The 23,773-nt window shown below is 32.1% G+C and carries 24 protein-coding genes and 3 tRNA genes; 5 read left to right on the forward strand and 22 right to left on the reverse strand.

The window, feature by feature from the left end; all coding sequences use genetic code 11:
• The 15 genes from CQA57_RS02180 to CQA57_RS02250 form a co-directional block, all read right to left on the reverse strand.
• Nucleotides 1–1,167: a pyridoxal phosphate-dependent aminotransferase gene (locus CQA57_RS02180; RefSeq protein ID WP_115578606.1), complete on the reverse strand. Its 1,167-nt coding sequence runs from the start codon at nucleotides 1,165–1,167 to the stop codon at nucleotides 1–3.
• Between the two features lie 125 nt (nucleotides 1,168–1,292).
• A tRNA-Leu gene (locus CQA57_RS02185) sits at nucleotides 1,293–1,379 on the reverse strand.
• A 17-nt stretch (nucleotides 1,380–1,396) separates the two neighbouring features.
• Nucleotides 1,397–1,481 (reverse strand) — tRNA-Leu (locus CQA57_RS02190).
• A gap of 25 nt (nucleotides 1,482–1,506) precedes the next feature.
• Nucleotides 1,507–1,809 (reverse strand): F0F1 ATP synthase subunit C, encoded by a 303-nt coding sequence (locus tag CQA57_RS02195; RefSeq protein ID WP_115578607.1) that lies wholly within the window; start codon nucleotides 1,807–1,809, stop codon nucleotides 1,507–1,509.
• A 96-nt stretch (nucleotides 1,810–1,905) separates the two neighbouring features.
• Complete coding sequence (locus CQA57_RS02200) at nucleotides 1,906–3,984, reverse strand: polyribonucleotide nucleotidyltransferase (protein WP_115578608.1); 2,079 nt, start codon at nucleotides 3,982–3,984, stop codon at nucleotides 1,906–1,908.
• A gap of 36 nt (nucleotides 3,985–4,020) precedes the next feature.
• A complete protein-coding gene (locus CQA57_RS02205; RefSeq protein WP_115578609.1) occupies nucleotides 4,021–6,294 on the reverse strand; it encodes an LPS-assembly protein LptD in 2,274 nt (757 codons plus the stop codon).
• A gap of 3 nt (nucleotides 6,295–6,297) precedes the next feature.
• Nucleotides 6,298–6,762, reverse strand: a complete 465-nt coding sequence (locus tag CQA57_RS02210; RefSeq protein WP_115578610.1) for an RDD family protein — start codon at nucleotides 6,760–6,762, stop codon at nucleotides 6,298–6,300.
• Complete coding sequence (purD, locus tag CQA57_RS02215) at nucleotides 6,753–8,036, reverse strand: phosphoribosylamine--glycine ligase (protein WP_115578611.1); 1,284 nt, start codon at nucleotides 8,034–8,036, stop codon at nucleotides 6,753–6,755. Before purD ends, CQA57_RS02210 begins: the two co-directional genes overlap by 10 nt.
• 283 nt (nucleotides 8,037–8,319) lie before the next feature.
• Nucleotides 8,320–9,291 (reverse strand): beta-ketoacyl-ACP synthase III, encoded by a 972-nt coding sequence (locus CQA57_RS02220; RefSeq protein WP_115578612.1) that lies wholly within the window; start codon nucleotides 9,289–9,291, stop codon nucleotides 8,320–8,322.
• Nucleotides 9,292–9,302: 11 nt separating this feature from the next.
• Entirely contained in the window at nucleotides 9,303–10,295 is a 993-nt protein-coding gene (gene plsX, locus CQA57_RS02225; protein WP_115578613.1) for a phosphate acyltransferase PlsX, read from the reverse strand.
• 37 nt (nucleotides 10,296–10,332) lie between these two features.
• Nucleotides 10,333–10,482: a 50S ribosomal protein L32 gene (rpmF, locus tag CQA57_RS02230; RefSeq protein WP_115578614.1), complete on the reverse strand. Its 150-nt coding sequence runs from the start codon at nucleotides 10,480–10,482 to the stop codon at nucleotides 10,333–10,335.
• Between the two features lie 3 nt (nucleotides 10,483–10,485).
• The gene (locus CQA57_RS02235; RefSeq protein ID WP_115578615.1) at nucleotides 10,486–10,836 is read right to left on the reverse strand and encodes a DUF177 domain-containing protein; all 351 of its coding nucleotides are present in this window, start codon (nucleotides 10,834–10,836) and stop codon (nucleotides 10,486–10,488) included.
• A gap of 43 nt (nucleotides 10,837–10,879) precedes the next feature.
• Entirely contained in the window at nucleotides 10,880–11,293 is a 414-nt protein-coding gene (ndk, locus tag CQA57_RS02240; RefSeq protein WP_115578644.1) for a nucleoside-diphosphate kinase, read from the reverse strand.
• 91 nt (nucleotides 11,294–11,384) lie between these two features.
• A tRNA-Arg gene (locus CQA57_RS02245) sits at nucleotides 11,385–11,461 on the reverse strand.
• A 36-nt stretch (nucleotides 11,462–11,497) separates the two neighbouring features.
• Nucleotides 11,498–11,779: an HU family DNA-binding protein gene (locus tag CQA57_RS02250; protein ID WP_115578616.1), complete on the reverse strand. Its 282-nt coding sequence runs from the start codon at nucleotides 11,777–11,779 to the stop codon at nucleotides 11,498–11,500.
• Nucleotides 11,780–12,025: 246 nt separating this feature from the next.
• On the opposite strand from CQA57_RS02250, the gene gap reads away from it, so the two are divergent.
• Genes gap through CQA57_RS02280 form a run of 5 tightly spaced genes read left to right on the forward strand, consistent with a single transcriptional unit; the run spans nucleotide 12,026 to nucleotide 17,262 of the window.
• Nucleotides 12,026–13,012 carry a type I glyceraldehyde-3-phosphate dehydrogenase gene (gene gap, locus CQA57_RS02260; protein ID WP_115578618.1) on the forward strand — a complete coding sequence of 329 codons (987 nt, stop codon included), beginning with the start codon at nucleotides 12,026–12,028 and terminating at the stop codon, nucleotides 13,010–13,012.
• Between the two features lie 26 nt (nucleotides 13,013–13,038).
• Entirely contained in the window at nucleotides 13,039–14,307 is a 1,269-nt protein-coding gene (locus CQA57_RS02265; protein ID WP_115578619.1) for a glucose-6-phosphate isomerase, read from the forward strand.
• Between the two features lie 45 nt (nucleotides 14,308–14,352).
• A complete protein-coding gene (locus CQA57_RS02270; protein ID WP_115578620.1) occupies nucleotides 14,353–15,561 on the forward strand; it encodes a phosphoglycerate kinase in 1,209 nt (402 codons plus the stop codon).
• A gap of 3 nt (nucleotides 15,562–15,564) precedes the next feature.
• The gene (gene corA / locus CQA57_RS02275; RefSeq protein WP_115578621.1) at nucleotides 15,565–16,524 is read left to right on the forward strand and encodes a magnesium/cobalt transporter CorA; all 960 of its coding nucleotides are present in this window, start codon (nucleotides 15,565–15,567) and stop codon (nucleotides 16,522–16,524) included.
• Nucleotides 16,525–17,262, forward strand: a complete 738-nt coding sequence (locus tag CQA57_RS02280; RefSeq protein ID WP_115578622.1) for a TerC family protein — start codon at nucleotides 16,525–16,527, stop codon at nucleotides 17,260–17,262.
• On the opposite strand, the gene CQA57_RS02285 is transcribed toward CQA57_RS02280, so the two are convergent.
• The 7 genes from CQA57_RS02285 to mnmG form a co-directional block, all read right to left on the reverse strand.
• Nucleotides 17,259–18,008 carry a 7-carboxy-7-deazaguanine synthase QueE gene (locus CQA57_RS02285; RefSeq protein WP_281270378.1) on the reverse strand — a complete coding sequence of 250 codons (750 nt, stop codon included), beginning with the start codon at nucleotides 18,006–18,008 and terminating at the stop codon, nucleotides 17,259–17,261. The two genes, CQA57_RS02280 and CQA57_RS02285, sit on opposite strands and share 4 nt — an antisense overlap.
• Nucleotides 18,008–18,619 carry a 6-pyruvoyl trahydropterin synthase family protein gene (locus CQA57_RS02290; protein WP_115578624.1) on the reverse strand — a complete coding sequence of 204 codons (612 nt, stop codon included), beginning with the start codon at nucleotides 18,617–18,619 and terminating at the stop codon, nucleotides 18,008–18,010. Before CQA57_RS02290 ends, CQA57_RS02285 begins: the two co-directional genes overlap by 1 nt.
• A complete protein-coding gene (locus CQA57_RS02295; protein ID WP_147288339.1) occupies nucleotides 18,619–19,257 on the reverse strand; it encodes a hypothetical protein in 639 nt (212 codons plus the stop codon). Before CQA57_RS02295 ends, CQA57_RS02290 begins: the two co-directional genes overlap by 1 nt.
• Nucleotides 19,258–19,270: 13 nt before the next feature.
• Nucleotides 19,271–20,209 (reverse strand): selenide, water dikinase SelD, encoded by a 939-nt coding sequence (selD, locus tag CQA57_RS02300; RefSeq protein WP_115578626.1) that lies wholly within the window; start codon nucleotides 20,207–20,209, stop codon nucleotides 19,271–19,273.
• Between the two features lie 83 nt (nucleotides 20,210–20,292).
• Nucleotides 20,293–20,640, reverse strand: coding sequence for a DsrE family protein (locus CQA57_RS02305; RefSeq protein WP_115578627.1), 348 nt, complete (start codon nucleotides 20,638–20,640; stop codon nucleotides 20,293–20,295).
• Between the two features lies 1 nt (nucleotide 20,641).
• Nucleotides 20,642–21,778 carry a succinyl-diaminopimelate desuccinylase gene (gene dapE / locus CQA57_RS02310; protein ID WP_115578628.1) on the reverse strand — a complete coding sequence of 379 codons (1,137 nt, stop codon included), beginning with the start codon at nucleotides 21,776–21,778 and terminating at the stop codon, nucleotides 20,642–20,644.
• Entirely contained in the window at nucleotides 21,775–23,685 is a 1,911-nt protein-coding gene (mnmG, locus tag CQA57_RS02315) for a tRNA uridine-5-carboxymethylaminomethyl(34) synthesis enzyme MnmG (RefSeq protein ID WP_407918728.1), read from the reverse strand. The genes dapE and mnmG overlap by 4 nt, the downstream gene beginning before the upstream one ends.
• Nucleotides 23,686–23,773 lie beyond the last annotated feature (88 nt).

Here is a 23,773-nt window from a genome sequence, read left to right on the forward strand (position 1 = left end):
TTATAAATCATCAATAAATTTTTTAATTCTCTCAACTCCATCTTTAAGTTGTTGCATAGAACAAGCAAATGATAATCTTACATACCCTTCCATTCCAAAAGCAACTCCAGGAACCAAAGCAACTCCATATTTTTCTAAAAGTTGTTTTGAAAATTCAAGAGATTGCAAGCCAGTCTCTTGAATATTGATAAATAAATAAAATGCACCTTGAGGTTTTAGAGCGCTTATTTTTTTAATTTGATTTATTTGATTAAATACAAAATTACATCGCTCTAAAAATGCCAATCGCATTTCCTCAATCTCTTTATCCACTCCTCCATTTAGAGCTATCAAAGAGGCTTTTTGTGTTATAGAGTTGATATTTGAAGTACATTGACTTTGCAGATTATCCATAAGTTTTACTAATTCTTTATTTTTTGAAGCAAGATAACCAATCCTCCAGCCCGTCATCGCAACAGATTTTGATAATCCATTGACAGTGATTGTTCTTTGCAGTAAATCTTCATTTACTGATGCAATTGAGCAAAAACTACCATCAAATACTAATTTTTCATACATTTCATCACTAACAATAATGATATCTGTATTTTTAATAACTTCATAAAGTTTCTCTATTTCACTCTTACTATAAATCATCCCTGTTGGATTTGATGGACTAGTTAAAACCAGCATTTTTGTTTTAGAAGTAATATTTTTTTGTAGCATCTCTGGGGTAATTTTAAAGCCACTCTCCTGAGAAGTAGGAATAAAGATATTCTTTCCTCCACTATAAGTTACTAATTCTGGATAAGTAACCCAATAAGGAGATGGAATAATAACTTCATCACCATTATTTATTAAAGCCTGAAAAATATTAAAAAGAGATTGCTTTGCGCCATTGCTAACTAAAATTTCTGAAGGTGTATATTCTAATCCATTTTCTCTTTTAAGTTTATGTGCTATTGCCTCTCTCAACTCTAAAATACCAGCTACTGGGGTATATTTTGTAAAACCTTCTTGTATAGCTCTGATAGCAGCTTCTTTTATGGAATCTGGAGTATCAAAATCAGGTTCGCCCGTAGAGAAGCTTAAAATATCTCTGCCTTGCATTTTTAAGTTTTGTGCCAAAGTGCTTATGGCAATAGTTGCAGATTCTGCCAAATTTAAAACCCTATCAGAATATTTCATTCAACATCCTTCATTAAATTTTTTCTAAATAATAACATAAACAAAAGCTAGCAATATAATTTTTATTAGGTGAATATTTAAATAAAAAATTGGATTTTTAAATTGCAAGATAAGAATAAATAAAATGGTGCCGAAGGTCGGAATCGAACCGACACGGAGTTGCCTCCACCAGATTTTGAGTCTGGCGCGTCTACCAATTTCACCACTTCGGCATTATATTAAATAAATATGGTGCGCTGAGCGAGACTTGAACTCGCACGAGTTTCCTCACCACCCCCTCAAGATGGCGTGTCTACCAGTTCCACCATCAGCGCAAAATCCCCCTCCTTTACTAATAAATTATAGGAAAGGATTCCCATAAAGAGCTATAGCAGCAAAAACCAGAGTATAGATAACTTGAGCTTCAATCATAGCAAGCGCAATAAACATTGTTGTAAAAAGCTTACCACCGATACCAGGATTTCTAGCTGTCCCAGATATTGTAGCAGCTGCAGTGTGACCCATACCAATAGCACCACCCAAAGCCGCTATACCTAAACCAACAACAGCAGCTAAAACAGAAAAAGCCTGTATCAATTGTGTATTATCATCTGCAAAAGCAAAACCTACTAAACCAAAAAGAATTGTAAAAATAACTTTCATTTTATTCTCCTAAATATTTCTTTCGGATCAATCCCCTACTCGAAAAAATAAAAACCCTATTATCTCAAAAAAAACATAAAAATAACTTTAAAAAAATCATTTTTCAATATCCAAATCAATCTTTCCTTTATTAAATCCCAAAATCTTACAACATACTCTCTGCCCTTCTTGAAAAAAATCACTAGCTTTCTGTGTCTTATTTTGAGCAAATTTACTTATATGCAATAATCCATCACCTCCCCTAGGAAGTGAAACAAAAACACCAAAATCTACAACTTTCTTAATACTCCCTTCAAAAACCTCTCCTTCACTATAAGGCATTTTTTCACCAATAAGAATTAAAATAAAATCTTTGGCTTGTAAGACTTTTTCTGCATTACTGCCAAAAATCTTCACATTACCACTCTCTCTATTTAAATCAATGCTTACATTAAACTTTTCTATAATTTCTTTAATAACCTTGCCACCGCTACCAATAATTTCTACTATTTTACTAGGTGGGACACTAAACTCTTCTTCTTTTGGCAAAATTGCATTATTTAAAACAATATCTTGTTTGGCTTTTTCCATAATTGAAAGTATATGAGCTCTTGCTTCTTTTGCTTGCAATAAAGCCTCTTTTAGAATCTCCAGACTTATCCCACCAAGCTTGATATCCATTTGCATTGCTGTAATCACATTTCTATTTCCCGCAACCTTAAAATCCATATCCCCATCATGATCTTCTAGTCCCATAATATCAGTTAGAATTGCATATTTACTATCCTCAAGAACAAGACCCATTGCCACGCCTGCTATCAATCCTGTTGTTTCAATGCCACTTGCGCATAATGCCAAAGATCCTCCACAAACACTAGCCATAGAACTTGAACCATTGGATTCTAAAATTTCTGATACCAATCTGATTGTTTTTTCTTTATGAACAATGCTATCCTCTAAGGCTTTTTTGGCAAGATTTCCATGTCCAAGCTCTCTTCTACCCACACTCCCAATCATTGAAGCCTCTCCTACGCTAAATCCTGGAAAGTTATAATGAAAAGTAAAATAATCTTTTTGTGCACTAGTATCACTCAATAGTTCTCTATTCTGCGCATCACTATCGCTACCAATTGTGCTTACAACCAAGCTTTGAGTTTGTCCTCTGGTAAATAAAACACTTCCATGCGCACAAGGTAAAATATTTGTTTGAATCTCAATAGGTCTCACTTCATCCAATTTTCTACCATCAACCCGAATATTTTGCTCTAAAATTTGCGATCTTACAAGCTGTTTTTTATATTTTTGCAAGTTAAAGTTTATTTCTGCCAAGCTCCATTTTTCCTGATTATTGCTAAAAATAATATTAGCAAGTTCCAGCAATTGAGTATTTCTCTCGCTTTTTGCCATGGCATTAAGAATATTTTTTAGTGTTGGGGTATATTCTTTTTGTAAAAAATCATAAATATCCTGATTAAACAAAACCTCATCGCTTAATATTACACAATCTTTGCGCTTATATCCGTGTAGTCTCTCTTGATACAAACAACTTATCTCATTGATTTTACACATCGCAAAATCAATTGCTTCTAATAATTGATTCTCATCAATACCTGTTTCCTTTGTGCTTCCACCTTTCATTTCTATCATAAGCAAATCTTTAAAACTACCAGATATAAAAAGATCAATTTTAGAATCTTGCAACATATCAACATTAGGATTAAAAACAAAACAATCATCTATCAATCCTATTCTAACACCAGCAACAGGTATAGCAAATGGAACACCTGAAATCAACAACGCATTAGCAGCTGCATTAAGAGCGCAAACTTGCAAATCACTTTTACCACCATAACTCAAAACAAAAATACTGATATGTGTTTGCTTCTTGTAATTTTTAGGGAATAATGGCCTTAGGCTTCTATCAATTAAACGGGAAGTTAGAATCTCAAATTCATTTGGTTTTCCTTCCCTTTTGATAAATCCTCCAGGTATTTTTCCCACAGCATAACTTTTCTCAATATATTGAACACTAAGAGGTAAAAAGTCGCCTTCAATATCTTCATCTCCTATAGCAACACTTGCTAAAATTACCGTATCTTGATGTTGATACAAAACAGATCCACTAGCTTGTTTTGCAACATAATCAACTTTAAAATTTTCCCTCCAATGTTCCAAAACAATATCAATACTATGCATTTTTATTCCTTTTATCTTTTTTATAATTATGCCATATCATTTATTGTAAAACCGATATGTAAGTCCAGTTTGGGTGAGTGGAGAGAAGCTAAATTCAAATTTCACATAAGTATTATTCAAAACACTAGAAGCATAGCCTCCAGAAGTTGTATCATTTGTCAATATAGGAGTTCTTTGACTTGCAAGTTTTAATCCAATACCAAAACAACGAATATTTTTAAAAATTCCAAATGACCAATTTGTTAATGCATCATAATAATTATTACTATTGACAAGATTATTAAAATTTACACCAATGGATGCATTAAGACCAAAATAACCAAAATCATTACTAAAATTAAAACTAAGATAATTTGCTGTTGTCTCTTGCTTTAGCGTAGTAATATCATTAAATTGATTTTTAATGTAATACGTCAAAGATGTGTTTAAATATGCCCTATTATAACTCGCACTAATGGATAATTCCTGTAAATTTTGATAAAAAAATGAGTAAGATAAAATACTTGATAAATCCAATCCCTCAATGGGAGAAAAACCAACCTTATTTTGCAATGGATTTCTATAATAGGAAAACGGATCATCAAAATCTAGCCTCTGAAAAATACGCCAATAAAACAATTCCCTTCCATTAGAACCAAAAAAATACTGATTAAGCTTTAAATCTAGCTTCCTTGTTGTTGTGGCATAATCACTCAATATAGCAGGATTCCAAACATCATCATACCATTTGCCATTTATCAAATATTGCCCTGTCGCCTTATTATAAAAACTCGTATAATCATTTACTGCCAAAAAAGTCCTATCTAACAGACCACTAGATTGTTGAAAATATGGTGCCGTAAAAATTGCCTCAAGATTTATCACATGAAAAATTTTATTATAATCTTTTGCTAAATCCATATTTACATTAAAAGTATAATTAGCAGAAATAAAATTACCACTTTTGCCCGTAGTAATATCTGAATCAATATAACTTTTTTGTGTATTGTAAATACTCAGATTACTAGCGTAGATATCAGACCATAATCCAAAAGATAAGAATTGATCAAATATGGCAAATTGCAATCCAAGTGGAACTTTTACACTATTTTCCACATAGCCATACCCTAGATTCCTATAAGTATTTTTCATTTGATAATCTATAGAATAAAGAAAATTTCTAAAAAACAAAGAATCTAAATACTTATGGTATTGAAGGTTTGGGAGTGATTGAAAGGTGGTATCATTGTTAATTTTATTTAAGTTTAGAAAATAACGAAAATTGATACCATAATAATGATCTTGTGTTTGAATATAAAAGTTTGCCTTTGAAATTCTAGTGCCATCTGTAATTCTTGCATTAAATTTATCAAAACGTAAATAATCCAAGTCGTTCATATATAAAAAATCAAGATATACACCATTATCTAAATCTTTTTTCATTCCAAAATATTTTTTTAGAGGATTATCACTGGAATGCAGAAAATCAAATCCAAATATATGCTTATTTCTTAAATCATAGCGTTGCACATATGTATCTTTATTTAAAAAGTATTTGATATTAAATAAAAATTTATCCTCTTTAGAATCAACAGCCCTAAATTCTATAGAACCACCTATACCACGATCTGTTCTAACTTGTGGTGTTAAAGTCATATCCCAAAAATCCTGAAGAGCTATATAAAAAGGCTGGACAAAAATAAAGCCTTCTCTACTTGAAGTTGCAAATTGTGGATACAAAAAACCACTTGATCGTTCATTTTTTGTAGAAAGCGTTAAATAAGGAAAATAAAAAATAGGAACATCGCCGACATACAATGTGGGATTCCAAACACTTAATGTAGAATTTTCACTATCAAAACTACCAGAACTAATATTCATATACCAAATAGGTCTCTCAATACTACAACCAGATATCATGGCTTTTTTAAAAGAATAAACTTTTTGTTTATTTTGCGCTTGTGCTGCACCAATCCACATACCACTTTGACTCTCTTGTATATAAAAAGGCTCAATGATTCCATAATCTTCATCCATATTTATCATAGCATAGTTGGTTTTTGCAAATATACTCCCCCCCTTGTAAATCTTCACATCTCCCTTAATATCCAAAACCCTATTATTCTTATCATAAACTACTTGATTGGCTATAATATACAAATCTCCATTAAACACCACTGCATTACCAGAGGCATATACCTTATCATCTTTTGTATATACATTATCTGCAAGCAATTCAAATATTTTATTATTGTCCTTATCAAATTTTTGCACACCCACTTCAGCATACAACAAAGCAAGACAGGCGATACAAATACTTAAAAACCTCAAATATCAATCCTGCATTATCACTATTGTCTTTACAACTCTATCATGAAGTGTTCTAACAAACTTATCCCCCAAAGCAAAAAAATAAGTCACATAAAAAAACATTTGTCCAATCTCTTTAAAAAAAGTTCTTACCACCGCATCCAATAAATTAGGATTGTCTAATGTATCAACTCTAATAATTCTTATCTTCAATAGTATTTTTCCAATACTAGCACCATACAAAGCAGTAAATAAACTATGATATACACTTCTTAAAAGCACCAAATAAAAAAAAGTTTCTTTCAACAAATCCACAATAGCCTCTGGATTGTTTCTCAAAGCATAAAAGGAATTAAAGAAAAGAAAGAAAAATAAAATTGTCATTAAAAAATCATCAATTAAAAAAGCAAATAAACGTCTCTGAAATGAAGATATGCGAATTTCTTCTCTAAATAAGATTTCCTCTAACTTTTCATCACTTATTTGCATACTTCATCAATCCTATGTCCTATATCCCTTCTATACTGCATACCTGAAAAATCAATAGATTTGATAATTTGATATGCATTATCCTTTGCTATTTTTAAATTCTCTCCTATGCCAACACTCAATAATACCCTACCTCCAGTTGCAATCATATTTTTATCTTGCATTGTGACCCCAGCAAATACAATATGTCCCAAGCTCTCATCATAATTATTAAAAGTAATTTTTTGAGGTTTTGCTTGAGTATAAGGATATTCCTTTGAAGCAATAACAACCGCTAAAGCACTTTTTTCATAAAATTCGATTTTAACTTTTTTTATCTCTCTTTTTATAACACTCTCACAAATATCAATCAACGGTGTTTTTAGCAATGGCATCAATACTTCACATTCAGGATCTCCAAATCTTACATTATATTCCAATAAAAAAGGTTCCTTTTCCCCATTGATATCCCTAACCATAATGCCTGCAAACAATACACCTTCAAAAGGATTGTTTTCTTGTTTTAGTCCATCCAATGTTGGTTGAATAATTTTATTAGCAATTTTTTTCATCAAATTATCATCGCAGAATGGTGCTGGAGCATAAGCCCCCATCCCACCTGTATTTGGCCCCATATCATTATCTAGCAATCTTTTATGATCTTGGCAAGCAGGCAATAAAACATAATCCTTCCCATCACAAATTGCAAAAACAGAAAGTTCTATACCATCAAGATATTCTTCTATAACAACACACTTCCCCTCGTTACCAAATTTTTCACCACTAAGCATCTCTTGAATACTTTGTAATGCCTCTTGCTTATTAGATGTAATAATCACTCCCTTTCCAGCACACAAACCATCAGCCTTAATTACATATGGTGATTGCAAAGTTTCTAAAAATTCCTTTGCTTTAATAAAATCTGATGTTTGAATATAAGATGCTGTAGGCACTTTATAGCGTGTAATAAAATCTTTCATATATGCCTTAGATCCCTCAAGAATACCGGCTTTTTTACTAGGTCCAAAGACTTTAATACCAGCTAGACGCAACGAATCAGAAATACCATCAATAATATAAGCTTCAGGCCCTATAATTACAAGATTGATATCAAATTTTTGAATCTTTTCTATTAAATCTTGATGCGTAGAAAAAGAAAAATTTTCTCCAATATGAAATGTTCCTCCATTGCCAGGAGCAAAATACAACTTTTTACATCTACTATCTTTTAATAGATGCAATCCGATAGCATACTCCCTTCCACCATTGCCTAAAATCAGAATCTTATATTCCATTGCTTATACCTCCATAAATACCCAGACAACCGCTATTTAAATGTAAAGCCCATTAAAGCAAAAAACAAGACCAAAAGAAATTTATCAGGCGGCAGATTCTAAACTTAATAAAAGCCTCAAACAAAAATACCGAACACACAAAATTTACTATTTAGTCTAAACATAAATTCCATATAGACGAACAAAATAAAAAACACGTATTATCTAGGCAAGCGTAATTATAAAAAAAAGCTTATTATTTTTTACTTAAATCTCAAGAACAAATCATAAAAACAAATAATTTTTAGCTAATACCATCAAATGCTACCAAAGCCGATCCCCAAGTAAGTCCTCCACCAAAGGCATCCAAAAGCATCAAATCACCATTTTTCAACTTTCCACTCTCATAAACATCATTCATTGCCATCGGTATACTAGCAGCAGAAGTATTACCATATTTTTGCACTGTTAGCACTATTTGCTCCTTTTGAAAAGAAAGGCGTTCGGCAACTGCAGAAATAATTCTTAAATTTGCTTGGTGTGGAATAAAGAATAATATGTCTTTTGATGAGAGATTATTTTTATTAAGTATCATTTCCACATCATTTGTCAAAGTCTTAACTGCAATTTTAAAAATCTCATTACCCCTCATATTCAAACATTGCTTCACTGCACTTTTTGAATCAGCAATCGGGGTATATAGCAAATTGGCATAATCTCCATTTGAAGAAACATGGACATCCAAAATAGATTTTTCTTTATCCTTTGTTACACCAATAACAGCTGCACCAGCGCCATCACCAAAAAGCACGCAAGTACTTCTATCGTTAAAATCTAAAATGGAACTAATCTTCTCTGATCCAATAATCAAAATATTCTTACATGCTCCACTTTCAATAAAAGATTTTGCAATTGACAATAAATAGATAAATCCTGTGCAAGCGGCAGATATATCAAAGGCTGGCTTATCTGTAATACCCAATTTGCTCGCAACAACACAAGCTGTTGATGGCATACCCAAAAAATCAGGACTCAAAGTAGCAACAATAACCATATCTATATCACTGTTTTTAATTCCAGCTCTATCTATGGCTTTTTTTCCAGCCTCTACTGCCAAATCACTAGTAAACTGCTTGTCCTCTGCAAAGTGTCTTGTATATATACCAGTTCTCTCAACTATCCATTCATGAGTTGTATCAATACTTTTCTCAAAATCAAAATTGTTTACACATCTGCTAGGAACAAATGAAGCAATAGATTTAAGAGAAGCAAACATACAAACACTCCTTAATTATTTTTATTACTCGCAAAAACCTGTGTTAATTTATTTGGCATATCTGCTTTTATGGTGTTAATTGCCTGATAAATAGCATTTTCTATTGCTCTTGCATTACTTTTACCATGACTAATAATAACATTACCATTTACACCAAGCAAGGGCGCTCCACCATATTCAGCATAATCCATTTTTTTCTTAAGACTCTTAAAAACATTTCTCAATAATATGGCACCAAGCATACCTATGAAAGATTTTTTAATTTGATTTTTCAATAAAGAAACTACAGAATCTGCAACACCCTCACTTGTCTTCAGAACAATATTTCCAGTATAGCCATCACACACAATAACCTCTACACTTCCATTAAAAATATCATTCCCCTCTACGTTGCCATTAAAAAATGGATATTTCTTCAAGATATTAAAGGTTTCTTTAGTTAATTCATTACCCTTAGTATCCTCTTCTCCATTTGCAAGTAACCCCACTCTTGGTTCTGCATACCCTAAAACATTTTTAGCATACTCATATCCCATAAGTGCAAAATCATGCAAATAAATAGGCTTGCAATCAGTATTAGCACCAGCATCTAAAACAACACTCGGGGTATCTGCAATTGTAGGCATTATAGTGCAAATCGCAGGTCGATTCACCCCAGATATTCTTCCTAGTCTCAAAGTTGCCAAACTCATAGTAGCACCACTATGTCCAGCAGAAACTAGAGCATCTACTTGCTTATTTCTCAACATTTCCATAGCAATAAAAATAGAAGAATCTTTTCTTCTAGCAGCACTTGAAGCCTGCTCATCCATCCGAATATAATCATCACAATGTATAACTTCAATATGTTCTCTAGAAAAATCTCCTAAAAATTTTTCTATTTGCACAGAATTGCCAATAATATACGCAAAAAAATCCTCTTTATCAAAAGCTTGTTTAATGCCCTGTACTATTGGAAATATACCACTATCAGCCCCCATTGCATCAATAGCTATCCTAAACATAAATTTTTCTCACTTATGCAACACAAGAATAAAAAAATTAATTATAAGTACCACTAAATTTATTTCTATGGTGTGGCATCTTCCAAGTACCATCCTTGTCTTTTACTGGAATCTTTAAATCAATTTTATAATGAGTTCTTCTCTTTGCTGCTCTAGTTTTACTTACACGTCTCTTAGGTACTGCCATGTCTTACTCCTTAATATGATAATCTGATTTTATCAGTTCTATTTCACTGTAAAAGATATATGCAATATCAATAAAGCCATCAAAGAATTCTATAACATCAATAGCATCTTCTTTAAATTGACTTTGTAAATTCCACAAACCATCTGCAATATACAAAACCAACTTCTGAGCAATTTCCTTCTCAAACTCTTCCCCAGTAATATCACAACATAAAGTAACTTTTCCTGTTATATACCCATCTAATATACAAGTATGAGAATCTCTTCTATAAATCTCGCACTCAAACTTCAAACCATCTTGCTCTAAAACAAATCTCTTCTTTTCTTGAGTAATTTTCCTAAAAGATACCCTCATTTTTAGAAACAATTATTTACGCAATTCTTTTTTTAAACCTGAGTTAATATACCGCATTCTTTGCAAAGAAAAACTCAATCTCTATTTTTGCATTTTCTAAACAATCACTTCCATGCACAGCATTTGCTTCAACACTATCAGCAAAATCTGCTCTAATAGTTCCCTTCTTGGCTTCTTTTGGATTTGTAGAACCCATCAGCTCCCTATTTTTTAATACAGCATTTTCTCCCTCTAAAACCATTACAATAACAGGACCGCTAATCATAAATTGTATTAAATCAGAAAAAAAAGACCTCTCTTTATGGACAGAATAGAATTGTTCTGCATCTTTTTTACTTAATTGCATCTTCTTAATAGCAGCCACTCTCAATCCATTAGTTTCAAATCGATCAATAATCTTTCCAACAACAGACTTTTTAACCGCATCAGGTTTTATAATAGACAATGTTTGCTCTATCTTGTTCATAAAATCAAAAACTCCAAAACAACTTAAAATAAAAGCACACTGAAATAAAGAGTGCTAGACAGTACGATATCTCACAATAATATGGTATCCTCGGCGGGATTTGAACCCACGACCTTACGATTAGGAATCGTACGCTCTATCCAGCTGAGCTACGGGGATGGATCCCTTGTCGCTTATTGCGACAAGGAAAAATGCTTACTTCTTAGCTACCAAATCTTTCAAACCTTTACCTGGCTTAAACTTAGGAACCATCTTATCAGCAGTCTTGTAAGTTTTATTGCTTCCAGGAACTTTCCCTTCTTTTCCTTTTTGTAATACTGTTTCAAATTTACCAAAACCTACAAGTTCAATACTTTGTTTTTTTGATAAAGCTTTCTCAACAGCAGCAACAAAAGAATTTACTGCAGTTTCTGCATCTTTCTTAGTCGCATAATCACCAACTTCTTTTACCAAATCTACAAATTCTGCCTTATTCATTACTAAGGATCCTCCCTAAAATTTAATCTTGTTAATGTTTTTTGTTCAAAAACGCGATATTCTACACACTTTTTTTTCAAAAATCAAGAATCAATATCTTGGTTTTTTGTTTTTTTGCATCTTTTCTGATAGAATTTCCAATTCATATCTAAAATTTTTAATCAAAAAACCTTTCATTAAGCTATTCAAAAATCATTATCAACAAAGCTTGATGAAGTAAAGAATATTTTTTAAGGTAAATTACTTATGAACAAAATTGCAATAAATGGGACAGGAAGAATAGGGCTTTGTGCAATTAAAATTGCTAGTATGAGAAAAGACTTGGAAATTGTTGCTATCAATACAACAACAGATATTGAAACCCTAATACATCTAATTAAATACGACTCTGTACACGGAAAATTTGGAGTCAAACAGATAGATTCTAATACACTAGAAATAGGAAACAGTAAAAATATAAAAATTTTAAGCAACAGAGATATTCAGTCTTTAGATTTTTCAGTGTATGGGGCACAATGTGTTGTAGAATGTACGGGTAGTTTTAATTCTCTAGAAAAATCTTCTGCCCATCTCAAAGGAAGTGTCAAAAAAGTAATTATATCAGCCCCTGCAGACAACACACCAACATTTGTTTTTGGTGTAAATCATACATCATACAATGGTGAAACTATTATTTCAAATGCTTCTTGCACAACTAATTGCCTCGCACCAATACTAAAAGTTTTACATCAAAATTTTGGTGTTGAAAATGGACTTATGACAACTATACATAGCTATACAAACGATCAGAATCTACTTGATGTAAAACATAAAGATATTCGTCGAGCTAGGGCAGCTGCTCTTAATATCATCCCAACAAGCACCGGAGCTGCAAAAGCTATCGGATTGGCAATTCCAGAATTAAATGGCAAACTCAATGGATTTGCCATCAGGGTTCCAACACCAAATGTTAGCCTTGTGGATTTAAGTGTAACCTTAAATCATTCTACAACAAAAGAAAGTATCAATCAAGCTTTTTTTGAAGCACAATCTAGCTATATGAAAGGACTCATCAAGGTTGATGAAGACAAATGTGTATCAAGTGATTTTATTGGTTCACATTACAGTGCAATTTTTATCCCAGACAAAACACTTGTTCAAGGCAATAGCGCGAAGGTATTGGCATGGTATGATAATGAAATGGGTTATTCATATAGGTTAATTGATATGTGTGCCTATATACTAAATCATTGAAATATCTCAAGCAAAAAAGCTAAAATATGCTAAATTTTACACATTTTTTTGATAAGAACAATTATGACAATAAACTAGCCAAACCAAGCAAAGAAGCCCTAGATAATGTTTTTTCTCTAATTAAACAAGAAAAAACATTAAATAAAACTGGGTATTACAGTCTCGTGCATGATTATAAAGCACTAGAAGATTCTTTATCTTTTTTAAAAAAACATAAAAACTTTCTAGAAACAATAAAAAATATTGTCATTATTGGTATTGGTGGTAGTTCTCTTGGTATAAAGGCAATCGATGGAATGCTTAAACACCTCCCTAGAAGAAAAAATATCAAATTAAGATTTTTGGAACATACAGATCCAATTGAAATACAAAAAACACTAAATAAAATACAACTTACTCAAACTCTTTTTATAGCAATTTCAAAATCTGGAACAACAATTGAAACCTCTTCATTGCTTAAATTTGTTATTCACAAGTATAAGCTTTTAACTCCTCACAACAAAAAACATCTAATTATTATTACCGATCAAGATTCTCCGCTGTCTTTATTTGCCAAAGAATATCATTTTGATTTTTTTGAAATTGATCAAAATATAGGAGGTCGTTTTTCTGTATTAAGCACAATTGGTATTCTTCCCCTTACTCTTCTTGGATATGATACCAAAGAGCTTTTGGAAGGTGCAAAAAAATTTCAAGATAATTTTTTTGAAAGAAAAGAAGAGCATGTTTTGCAAAAAGCAATTTTTTTGGCAAAAAACAAAGAGCGTTATCCTATCAATATTCTTTTTTCCTACTCGAGCGTATTTAAAAATTTTAATGCCTGGTATGTTCAACTATGGGGAGAATCTTTAGGTAAAATTGATATTTATGGAAAAAAAGTTGGACTTACTCCCATTAGCCTTATAGGTAGCATTGATCAGCATTCTTTTTTGCAACTTATCACACAAGGAGTTATGGATAAAACAGTTACTTTTATAAGTTTGGATCAAGCAAATTACACTAAACCAAAAATACCAAAGCTTTCTTTAAAATACTTAGAATCTACCGACTTTGTTAATAACACTTCTTTTGCAAAACTTTTAAGCACTCAGCAAATTGCCACAATGCAAACGATACAAAATGAAAATATACCAACTGATCATATAGAAATAAATGAGCTTTGTGAAAGAAGCGTAGGCACGCTTATCATCTATTTTGAACTTCTTACATCAGCTGCTGGTGCGATTTTAAACATCAATACCTATAATCAACCAGGAGTTGAATTTGGAAAAATCCTCTTAAAAAAAATGTTTTAATTTTTGATAAAATACCATTTTCATAAATTAAAAAGAGGTGCTCTTATGCTTCAAGTAGCTGGAATTAATTTTATGCAACAAACAAAAAGTATTAAAGATATTGATATATGTGACAAACATATACTTATTCGGGTAGATTTTAATGTCCCGATGGATAAAGACTTAAATATATCAGATGATACAAGAATCAGAGAAGCCTTACCTACTATAAATTACTGCATTGACAATGGAGCAAAAAGTATTGTCCTTGTAAGCCATCTAGGCAGACCCAAAGGAAAAGACTCTAAATTTTCTCTCAAACATATCTTAAAAAGACTTGAAAGGCTGCTAGAGAAAAATATTCTTTTTGCCGAAACAATTGAACAAGCAAAAGAATTGCAAAATCAATATCAAGGCATTATTTTATTAGAAAATATCCGTTTTTATCCAGAAGAAGAAAAAAATTCTGATTCTCTTAGCCAAAAACTCTCAACCCTGTGTGATATTTTTGTAAATGATGCTTTTGGAACAAGCCATAGAGCACATTCAAGCACTTATGGGGTTGCCAAATTTGCCTCTCAAAAAGTTGCTGGGATTTTATTAAAAAAAGAGATTGATTCTTTTGCCAAGGCGCTAGCAAATCCAATCAAACCTGTTTTACTAATTGTTGGTGGTAGTAAAGTAAGCTCAAAGCTTGCTCTACTCTACAATATCCTAGATGTTGTAGATAGAATTATCATTGGTGGTGCTATGAGTAACACTTTCTTAAAATCTTTAGGTTATGATATGCAAAAATCTCTTGTTGAAGATGGATTGCTTGAAGATGCTAGAAAAATTTTACAATTAGCAAAGGATAAGGGAGTAAAAGTCTATTTACCTGTTGATGTAATTAGCACTGATTGCATTGAGGGTAATCGAAGGGTTGAAATTTCTCCTGCTCAAGATATCCCTTCTAATTTTATGGCTGTTGATATGGGTCCAGCAACAACAAAATTGTTCAATCAAGTAATTAGATCTAGCAATACAATTATCTGGAATGGACCACTTGGAATTTATGAGGATGCGCAATTTTCTAGAGGAACTTTTTCAATTGCCCATACCATAGGAGATACTTATGCATTCTCTCTCATAGGCGGGGGTGATACTGCTGATGCTGTAGATAAGGCTGGTGAAAGAGATAACATGAGCTTTATTTCAACAGGTGGTGGAGCTTCGCTAGAACTTTTAGAAGGAAAGATATTACCTGCATTTGAAGTTTTAGATAAGAAAGATTAGAAAATGATGAATATCTTTATCAAAAAAAGCTCTTTTGTTGTTAGAGAGAGTTTTAGTAGTGTAGAAAAAATCAATCTAGAGAATCAAGTAATTTTATGGATAGATCTGCTGCACCCTACTTTTGAAGAAGTAGCATACATTGCAAAAACTTATAAATTAGATATACCAACAAAAGAAGAAAGGGAAGAAATCGAGCAAAGTGCTAGATATTGGGAAGATAGCACTGGTATTACAATCAATAGCTATTTTTTAATGCGACCAGCAAAACTACAACTACGCAATGAGACAGTAACATTTATTTTGCATAATGGTATTTTATTTACCATTAGATATGGTGATTTCAAGGTTTTTGATGAAATACAACAACGCGTTTTAGCTAGTCCAAAAAATTTTGAAGATGGTTTTGATGTAGTAAGCAAAATTTATGAAGTCCGTGTGGAAAAAGATGCTGATATGCTAGAAGATGTGGGGCAAGAGACCCGTATATTACGCAAAGAAGTCTTTGACAAAGATCATGGAGACTATGGCAATATTCTTGAAAGACTTTCTAATTTACAAGAAATCAATATGAGCGTGAGAGATTCCTTATTTGATAAAAGAAGAGCAATCACAGCTCTTTTAAAGAGTGATAAAATTGATATGGATATTAAAAAAAATTTAAATATTGTTTTAAAAGATCTTAATTCTCTTGTTGAATTTACAACTGTCAATATGAATATTCTAGATAATGTTCAAAGTCTTTTTACCAATCAAATCAATATTGAACAAAATAAAATTATCAAATTATTTACAGTTGCAACAATGGCAATGATGCCTCCTACACTAATTGGAACAATCTATGGAATGAACTTTAAATATATGCCAGAACTTGAATGGAGTTTTGGCTATCCTATTGCAATTCTTGTTATGGTTATCTCAACTATTGTCCCTGTAATTTATTTTAAGAAAAAGGGATGGCTCTAAATGCTAGAATGGTTAGCACAACCAGAAGCTTGGGGTGCTCTTATCACACTAACTCTACTAGAAATTATTCTTGGGATAGATAATATTATTTTTATTGCAATTGCGGTGGCTAAATTACCCAAACAACAACAAAATAAAGCAAGAATTCTCGGATTATTTTTAGCAATGTTTACAAGAATTGCTTTACTTTTCTCTATTGCTTGGATTATTACGCTGCAAACCCCCATTATCAAAACTTCTTTAATTTCATTATCAGGAAAAGATATCTTCTTGATTGCTGGGGGTATTTTTTTGATTTATAAGGGTATTTTAGAATTAAAAAATCTATCACTTCATACAAATGAAGAGATTTCTCCTCAATCAAATACTAAAAACACAAGTTTTTTAACTTGTGTTCTGCAAATTGCGATTTTAGATATTGTTTTTTCTCTAGATTCTGTTATCACTGCCGTAGGAATGCTACAAAACACAATTACAAACCCCAAAGAAATCACTTTGTTGGCAAGTATTGCAATCATCATAGCAGTTTTTATTATGATTTTTGTATCTGGCTATATCTCAGATTTTATCAATAAAAATCCTTCTATCAAACTCCTAGCTCTGTGCATTTTAATTCTTATTGGCATAAATCTTATTGCAGATGGTTTAAGCTACCATATCTCTAAAAATTATATTTATGCTATTATGGGATTTAGTTTTTTTGTAGAATGCATTAGAATTTATAAAGATAAAAACTAAACCCCTCTTTTATTACCCCATATCCTAATATGCAATCTATCTGATAAATAAAAATTATTTTCTAAGCAAAGGGGTAATAAAAATTTTATATTTCTATTTAAGGTTTCTATATCACTGCCCTGTGGCATTAAATATACCTCATAACTTCCACTAACCTGAGCAAGTATTTCATTTATTTCAGCAATCCCACTCCCATCTTTACACATCTCTTGATTGAGCACAAACTTAAAATATACACTCTTTGCATGATCTAAAATATTCTGTATTGCTTTAATATTTATTCTTTTCTCTTTTAAATCAAGAGTATTGCTTAATTTAACCCCCAAGGTAAAATGCAAAGATTTTAAAATCTCATTAAAATCAAAAAATACACTTCCATTGCTTTCTACATAGATATGATGATGTCTTTTGATAAAATATTTCAATGTTTCAAGTAAAACCTTATTGCCAAAGTACAAACTTGGCTCTCCACCAGTTAAAACAATATCAAAATTTCCATTTCCCTTTTGCTCAATCTCACTAATAAGCTTCTTAGAATCTTCAAAAACAATCCATTCTTTAGAAAAAGCCTTATTTGCCGCATAAATACTATCACAGCCTATAATTTTTTTCCCTTCATATTGCACACTCTCTGAAAAACCCTTGCAAGTCAAATTACACATACCTACTCTTACAAAAACGCTAGGTCTGCCCATTTGTCTGCCTTCGCCCTGAATACTATAAAAGATTTCTGAAATTTTTAACATCAAACTTGTTGCAACGGGGTTTGAAAAACAAAAGGTTTTTTTATCTTATCTAGTTCAAATTCTTTGAGTTTATCAAGCATAAAAGGATCCTTCCAATCTTGCTTGATTGCTTCAGAAAAAAGAATGGAATCTAAACTAACTTTTTGCATAAAATATAAATTTTTCAAATCATTACTAAAGGCTTCTGCATATCCATGATCTGTTTCATGCACCCTTACAGATTCTACAACAATACTCCCTTCATTATTGCCAAACTCCATTGCTTGCAAAAACTTATCAACAAAAAATAATAATAACAATGCATAATTTTCAGCGCTAGGATTATGAGTCAAGATAACATAACGCTCTGAATTCTTAATAGCAAAATCTCTAATCTCATTTTGTTCCCTATCCCAAACATGATAGGCATGATCAAATCCATCAATAAAATCAGCAATTTGGTTTTTAAAAATACCAAAGTCAAGTATCATACCTGCATTATCTAATTTATCAGATCTTACAAAAACCTCTACTTTATAATTATGTCCATGCAAGCTCCTAGAACATCTTATAGAGGAGCAATTCCTCACTATGTGCGCAGCACAAAAACCAAACATTCTTCTAATAATCATTAATCACAAACCCAATATCTTGGCAAAGGAGAGGTATAGTTATAATTCTCCTCTCTAGTAAAATCCATACGATTGATTGTATGATAAACCAAATCCCTAAAAACATAATTATATCCGCAAGTTTTTCCTCTCACACTACCGTCAACAAACATAATTCTTTGTCTTGTATTTACATCATACCAATCCAAAGTAAAATGATAAGTGAGAACATAATCCATTCTTTGAGAAAAATCTGTCAGATTTAATGTCTTTTGCGGTGAATTGTCACAATAAAATTTTTCACCATAAAAATAACAAGAAGAAACCACGCCATCATTCATAACACTATAATTATAACTGACACTTGGATAAGGTTTTACTTCCTTATAAAGGCGAATAAAAATTGCATTTCTAGCATGAGATAGTTTTAGCTCACTTTGCTTGTATAAACTTGTAAATCCTCTTTTTTGCAACTCATAAATAATCAAATCTACATAATAGGCAGACAAAATATCATTAACATCATGCATAATCACAACTGGGGCATTGATATTAAATCTATAATCTTTTTGCAATACAGAGTAGTAACCCATATTTAAATTACTAGAACAACCCACAAACAACAAAACAAAAGATATAATCGCTATTAAGATTCTCAAATAATCCTCCAAATCATCCTAATACAATCTTGCAATCATCTCTACTTGGGATAAAATCACCAATAATGCTTGCTCTCTCATATCCTGATTTTTTTAATATATTAAGCAAATTTTTTGCTTTCTCTTTAGGCAAAGCAAAAACAATTCCACCAGAAGTTTGAGCATCATATAAGGCAATATCATCTTGTATATTTGCTTCATTTTTAACAAATTTTTGAAAATATTTTTGATTATTCTTACTACCACCAGAGACGCAACCCTCTTTGAGTGCCCTATCCATATTTTCAAAAAAAGGAATTTCTGACACATTTAATGCAATTGCAGTCTTATTGTTACACATTTCATACAAATGTCCAATCAGTCCAAATCCAGTAATATCTGTACAAGCACTGATAGGATAATCTTGCGCAACTCTACTTGCATAAAGATTTAATCTTTCCATAGAATCTAAGCATTCTTTGGCATCTAAGTCCTGCATTTTTCCTTGTTTTAGTGCCGTTGTAATCAATCCGCTCCCAATAGGTTTGCACAAAATAATTACATCTCCAATATTTGCTGTGTTATTTCTCCAAATCTTTGATGCCAGACCACCAACACTTAATCCATACTTTTGTTCTCTATCAACAATAGTATGTCCCCCTAAAAGCGAAGCATCAGATTCTATAATCTTTTCCATACCCCCTCTTAAAATCTCTTGCAATGCCTGCTTAGAAACATGCTCTTTATCCCACATAAGGATATTTAAAGCTGTTTTTGCTTCGCCCCCCATTGCAAAAATATCGCTCAAAGCATTACACGCAGCAATTTTTCCAAACAAATAAGGATCATCTACCACTGGTGTTATAACATCTACACTTTGCAGCAGCATTGTTTTATCATCTATACGATAAACTCCACAATCCTCATTGCCTTCAAAATCTATGATAACATCTTTATTTTTTGGTCGGTGCATTGTAGAAAAAATTTGTGTTAGATCCTCCGGACCTACTTTTCCAGCTCAACCAGCACACTGAACAAATTGTGTTAATCGATCTATCATAAACTCACAACCTCATTACTTAAAATCAATTGAGTAATATGCATTGCATTATCAATTTTACCAACAACATTTTTCTCTCTTAATCCAAAAAAATCTATACAAGTTTGGCAAAATAAAATCTCAACACCCATTTCTTCTAATTTTTGCAGTGATTGTAAGGCGACCTCATTTTGTATTTGCTCATTTTTCGTTCCAAGCAATACGCCTCTATTTAATAAGATAATACTTTTTGGAAGCATTGCTTGATCTTGCAAACTTATTGCTTGCAAAAATCCTCCCATCATCATACCTCCAAGCTCTCCTTCACCAATCTTATCATCCTTAATCAAAAACACTTTTTGCATCTTAACTCCTTAAAAAATTATTTGCTATTTGTAAAAAAACTTGCGAAAGCTTTTTTATTTCATCTATACATACACATTCATTTAAACTATGTATCCTATCATTTTTTACCCCAAATTCCACAACTTCCACTCCATATTGTGCAAAATATCTTGCATCACTTGTTCCACCACTTGTGCTTAGCTTTGCTTGCAAACCTGTCTGTTCTTTTATAACCTGCAAAAGATTATTTACCAACCAACTTGTATTAGAGCTTTTAAAAGGAAAAGAGCTTTGAGTAAGCTCTAATTCATAATCAATGTCTTTTAACACACGATGTATATAATCTCTCAATGTTTCTTTAGTGCTTAATGTATTATTGCGAACATTAAACATTATTTTTAGTTCATTTGGTGTCACATTAACCACTTCCATACCACCTCTAATATCAGTGATTACTATTTTTGAGGGCAAAAAGTCTTCATCTCCTTGATCCAAAAAATATCCAGCCAAGTCACCCAATCTAGCTCCCAGCAATTCAACAGGATTGATGCATTTTTCAGGATATGCAACATGTCCTTGCAATCCTTTAATTTTTAAAATTCCATTGATAGATCCTCTGCGACCTATTTTTACTGTATCTCCAAAAATCTTATCACAAGTAGGTTCGGCAACAATTGCAAATTGTGGCAATAGGTCTATTTTTTTTAGCTCATCAAGAACATATCTTGTGCCATCAATCCCTACTCCTTCTTCATCGCTTGTAAGCAAAATTGAGATGATTTTCACTTCACTTATTTTTTGTATTTCCAATAATTGTGAAGCCCTAAGAAAACTTGCTACGCCCCCTTTCATATCCTGTGTTCCCCTACCATATAAAAAATTATTTTCTATGAAAGGTAAAAATGGATCATATTTCCAACCATCACCAGGTGGCACTACATCAATATGACCGGCAAAACAAAAATGTGGGGTATTCTTATCTATCTCACCTTGACCAAATTTTTTATACAAAAATAGATTCTTAACCTCCCCCTTATCAAATCTCAAAACTTCAAAATCCCCCAAAATTTCTGCAATGTATTCATAAATACCACATTCCTTTGGTGTTATTGTTGGATAGGAAATAAGTTTTTTTAATATGTCAATTGCTTGATTCATTGATTTTTCTTCTTGTGATATAAGTGAATATATAAATGCAAAACATCTAAACTTGCTGGGGTAATACCGCTAATATTTGATGCATGAAATAAAGTAGCAGGCTTATATTTATTGAGCTTTTCCACTACCTCCAAACTCAAACCTGCAATCCCATCAAAAACAAAATCCTTTGGTATCTTGACTTCTAGCATCTGCTCCATCTTTGCAACACTCTCTAATTGCTTTTGGATATAGTTATCATATTTTGCAAGAATTCTAATTTGCTCTTTTGCTCTTTTGCTTACATTTTTAAAGCTGATATCAAATTTTTCAAGTTTATCATCATCAAAACTATCTCTTCCAACAACTAAAATTGCCTGACATTTATCATTGATAGGTTCTTCTTGAATATCTTGTAAAAACTTTAAGGTTTCTTTTGATGGGGTTAAAATCTTTTGTTTTAAAAATTCTATACCCTCTTTAATGTCTTGCATATCCTTTTCTAATGTATCATAATCTTGTTTTTCCATCAAACCAAGTGTATAAGCATATTTTCCAAGCCTAAAGAGTGCATTGTCCTCTCTTAAAAGCAATCTATATTCAGCACGAGAGGTAAAAACTCTATAAGGCTCTGTTGTGCCCTTTGTCACCAAATCATCTATCATAACCCCGATATATCCCTCATCTCTACGAAGAATAAACTCTTGCATATCACCAAATTTATTTTGAAATCTCCCATCTTCTTTCTTTAAACTCAAAACCGCATTTATACCAGCTACAATCCCTTGTGCTGCCGCTTCTTCATAACCTGTTGTTCCATTTATCTGTCCTGCAAAATAAAGCCCACTAATAAGGCGTGTTTCAAGAGTATGCCACAAGGCTGTAGGATTTACATAATCATACTCTATAGCATAACCATAACGCGTGATTTTTGCATTTTCAAGCCCAGTAATAGAATGTATCACTTTTTCTTGCACATCAAATGGCAAAGAAGTGCTTAAACCATTGATATAATATTCCACCTTATCTTGAGTTTGAGGCTCTAAAAATAACTGATGTCTTTCTTTTTCTGCAAACCGATGGATTTTATCCTCAATACTTGGACAATATCTAGGACCAACGCCTTCAATTTGACCTGTAAAAAGAGGAGCTCTAGAAAAATTGTCTCTAATATATTGATGTGTAGTTTCATTGGTATAGGTTACAAAACAAGGCAATTGTTCGGGGTTAAAATCCTTAGTTCTATAACTAAAATTTGGTGGTATTGTATCACCAAAATGTTGTTCTAAATTTGCAGTATCGATACTTCTGCCATCGATTCTAGGACAAGTCCCTGTTTTTAATCTTCCTAACTCAAATCCCAAATCCCTAAGACTTTGAGATAATCCAATTGATGCATTCTCGCCAAATCTACCATTAGTAATTTGTGTCTCACCAATATGCACCAATCCTCTTAAAAAAGTGCCCGCTGTAATTATCACTTTTTTTGCAAAATAAGTTTTTCCAATATTAGTCCTTACACCAATCACTTTTTGCTCTTCAACCAACAAACTCTCAACAACCTCTTGAGAAACACTTAAATTTGAGGTATTTAAAACCATATTTCTAGCTTCTATACGATATTTATCCATATCAATTTGAGCCCTAGTCCCCCTTACAGCAGGTCCCTTTGATGCATTTAATACACGATATTGTATCCCGCTTTTATCTGTTAAAATACCCATAACACCGCCAAGAGCATCTACTTCTTTAACCAAATGCCCCTTACCAAGTCCTCCAATTGCTGGATTGCAACTTGCAAGCCCTATATTTTCCACAAGCATTGTTAAAAGATGCACTCTAGCCCCCATCTTAGCACTTACAATACTAGCTTCAATACCAGCATGACCACCGCCTATTACCAAAATATCAATATTATCATCACGCATAATACTTATTTACTTACCCCATACTTCAAAGTTCTTTCAAAATTATATTAAAACTTTAGAAAGTTTTCACTATAATTTACCCGACAGT

This window comes from Helicobacter anseris (assembly GCF_003364335.1).
Taxonomy (GTDB): domain Bacteria; phylum Campylobacterota; class Campylobacteria; order Campylobacterales; family Helicobacteraceae; genus Helicobacter_H; species Helicobacter_H anseris.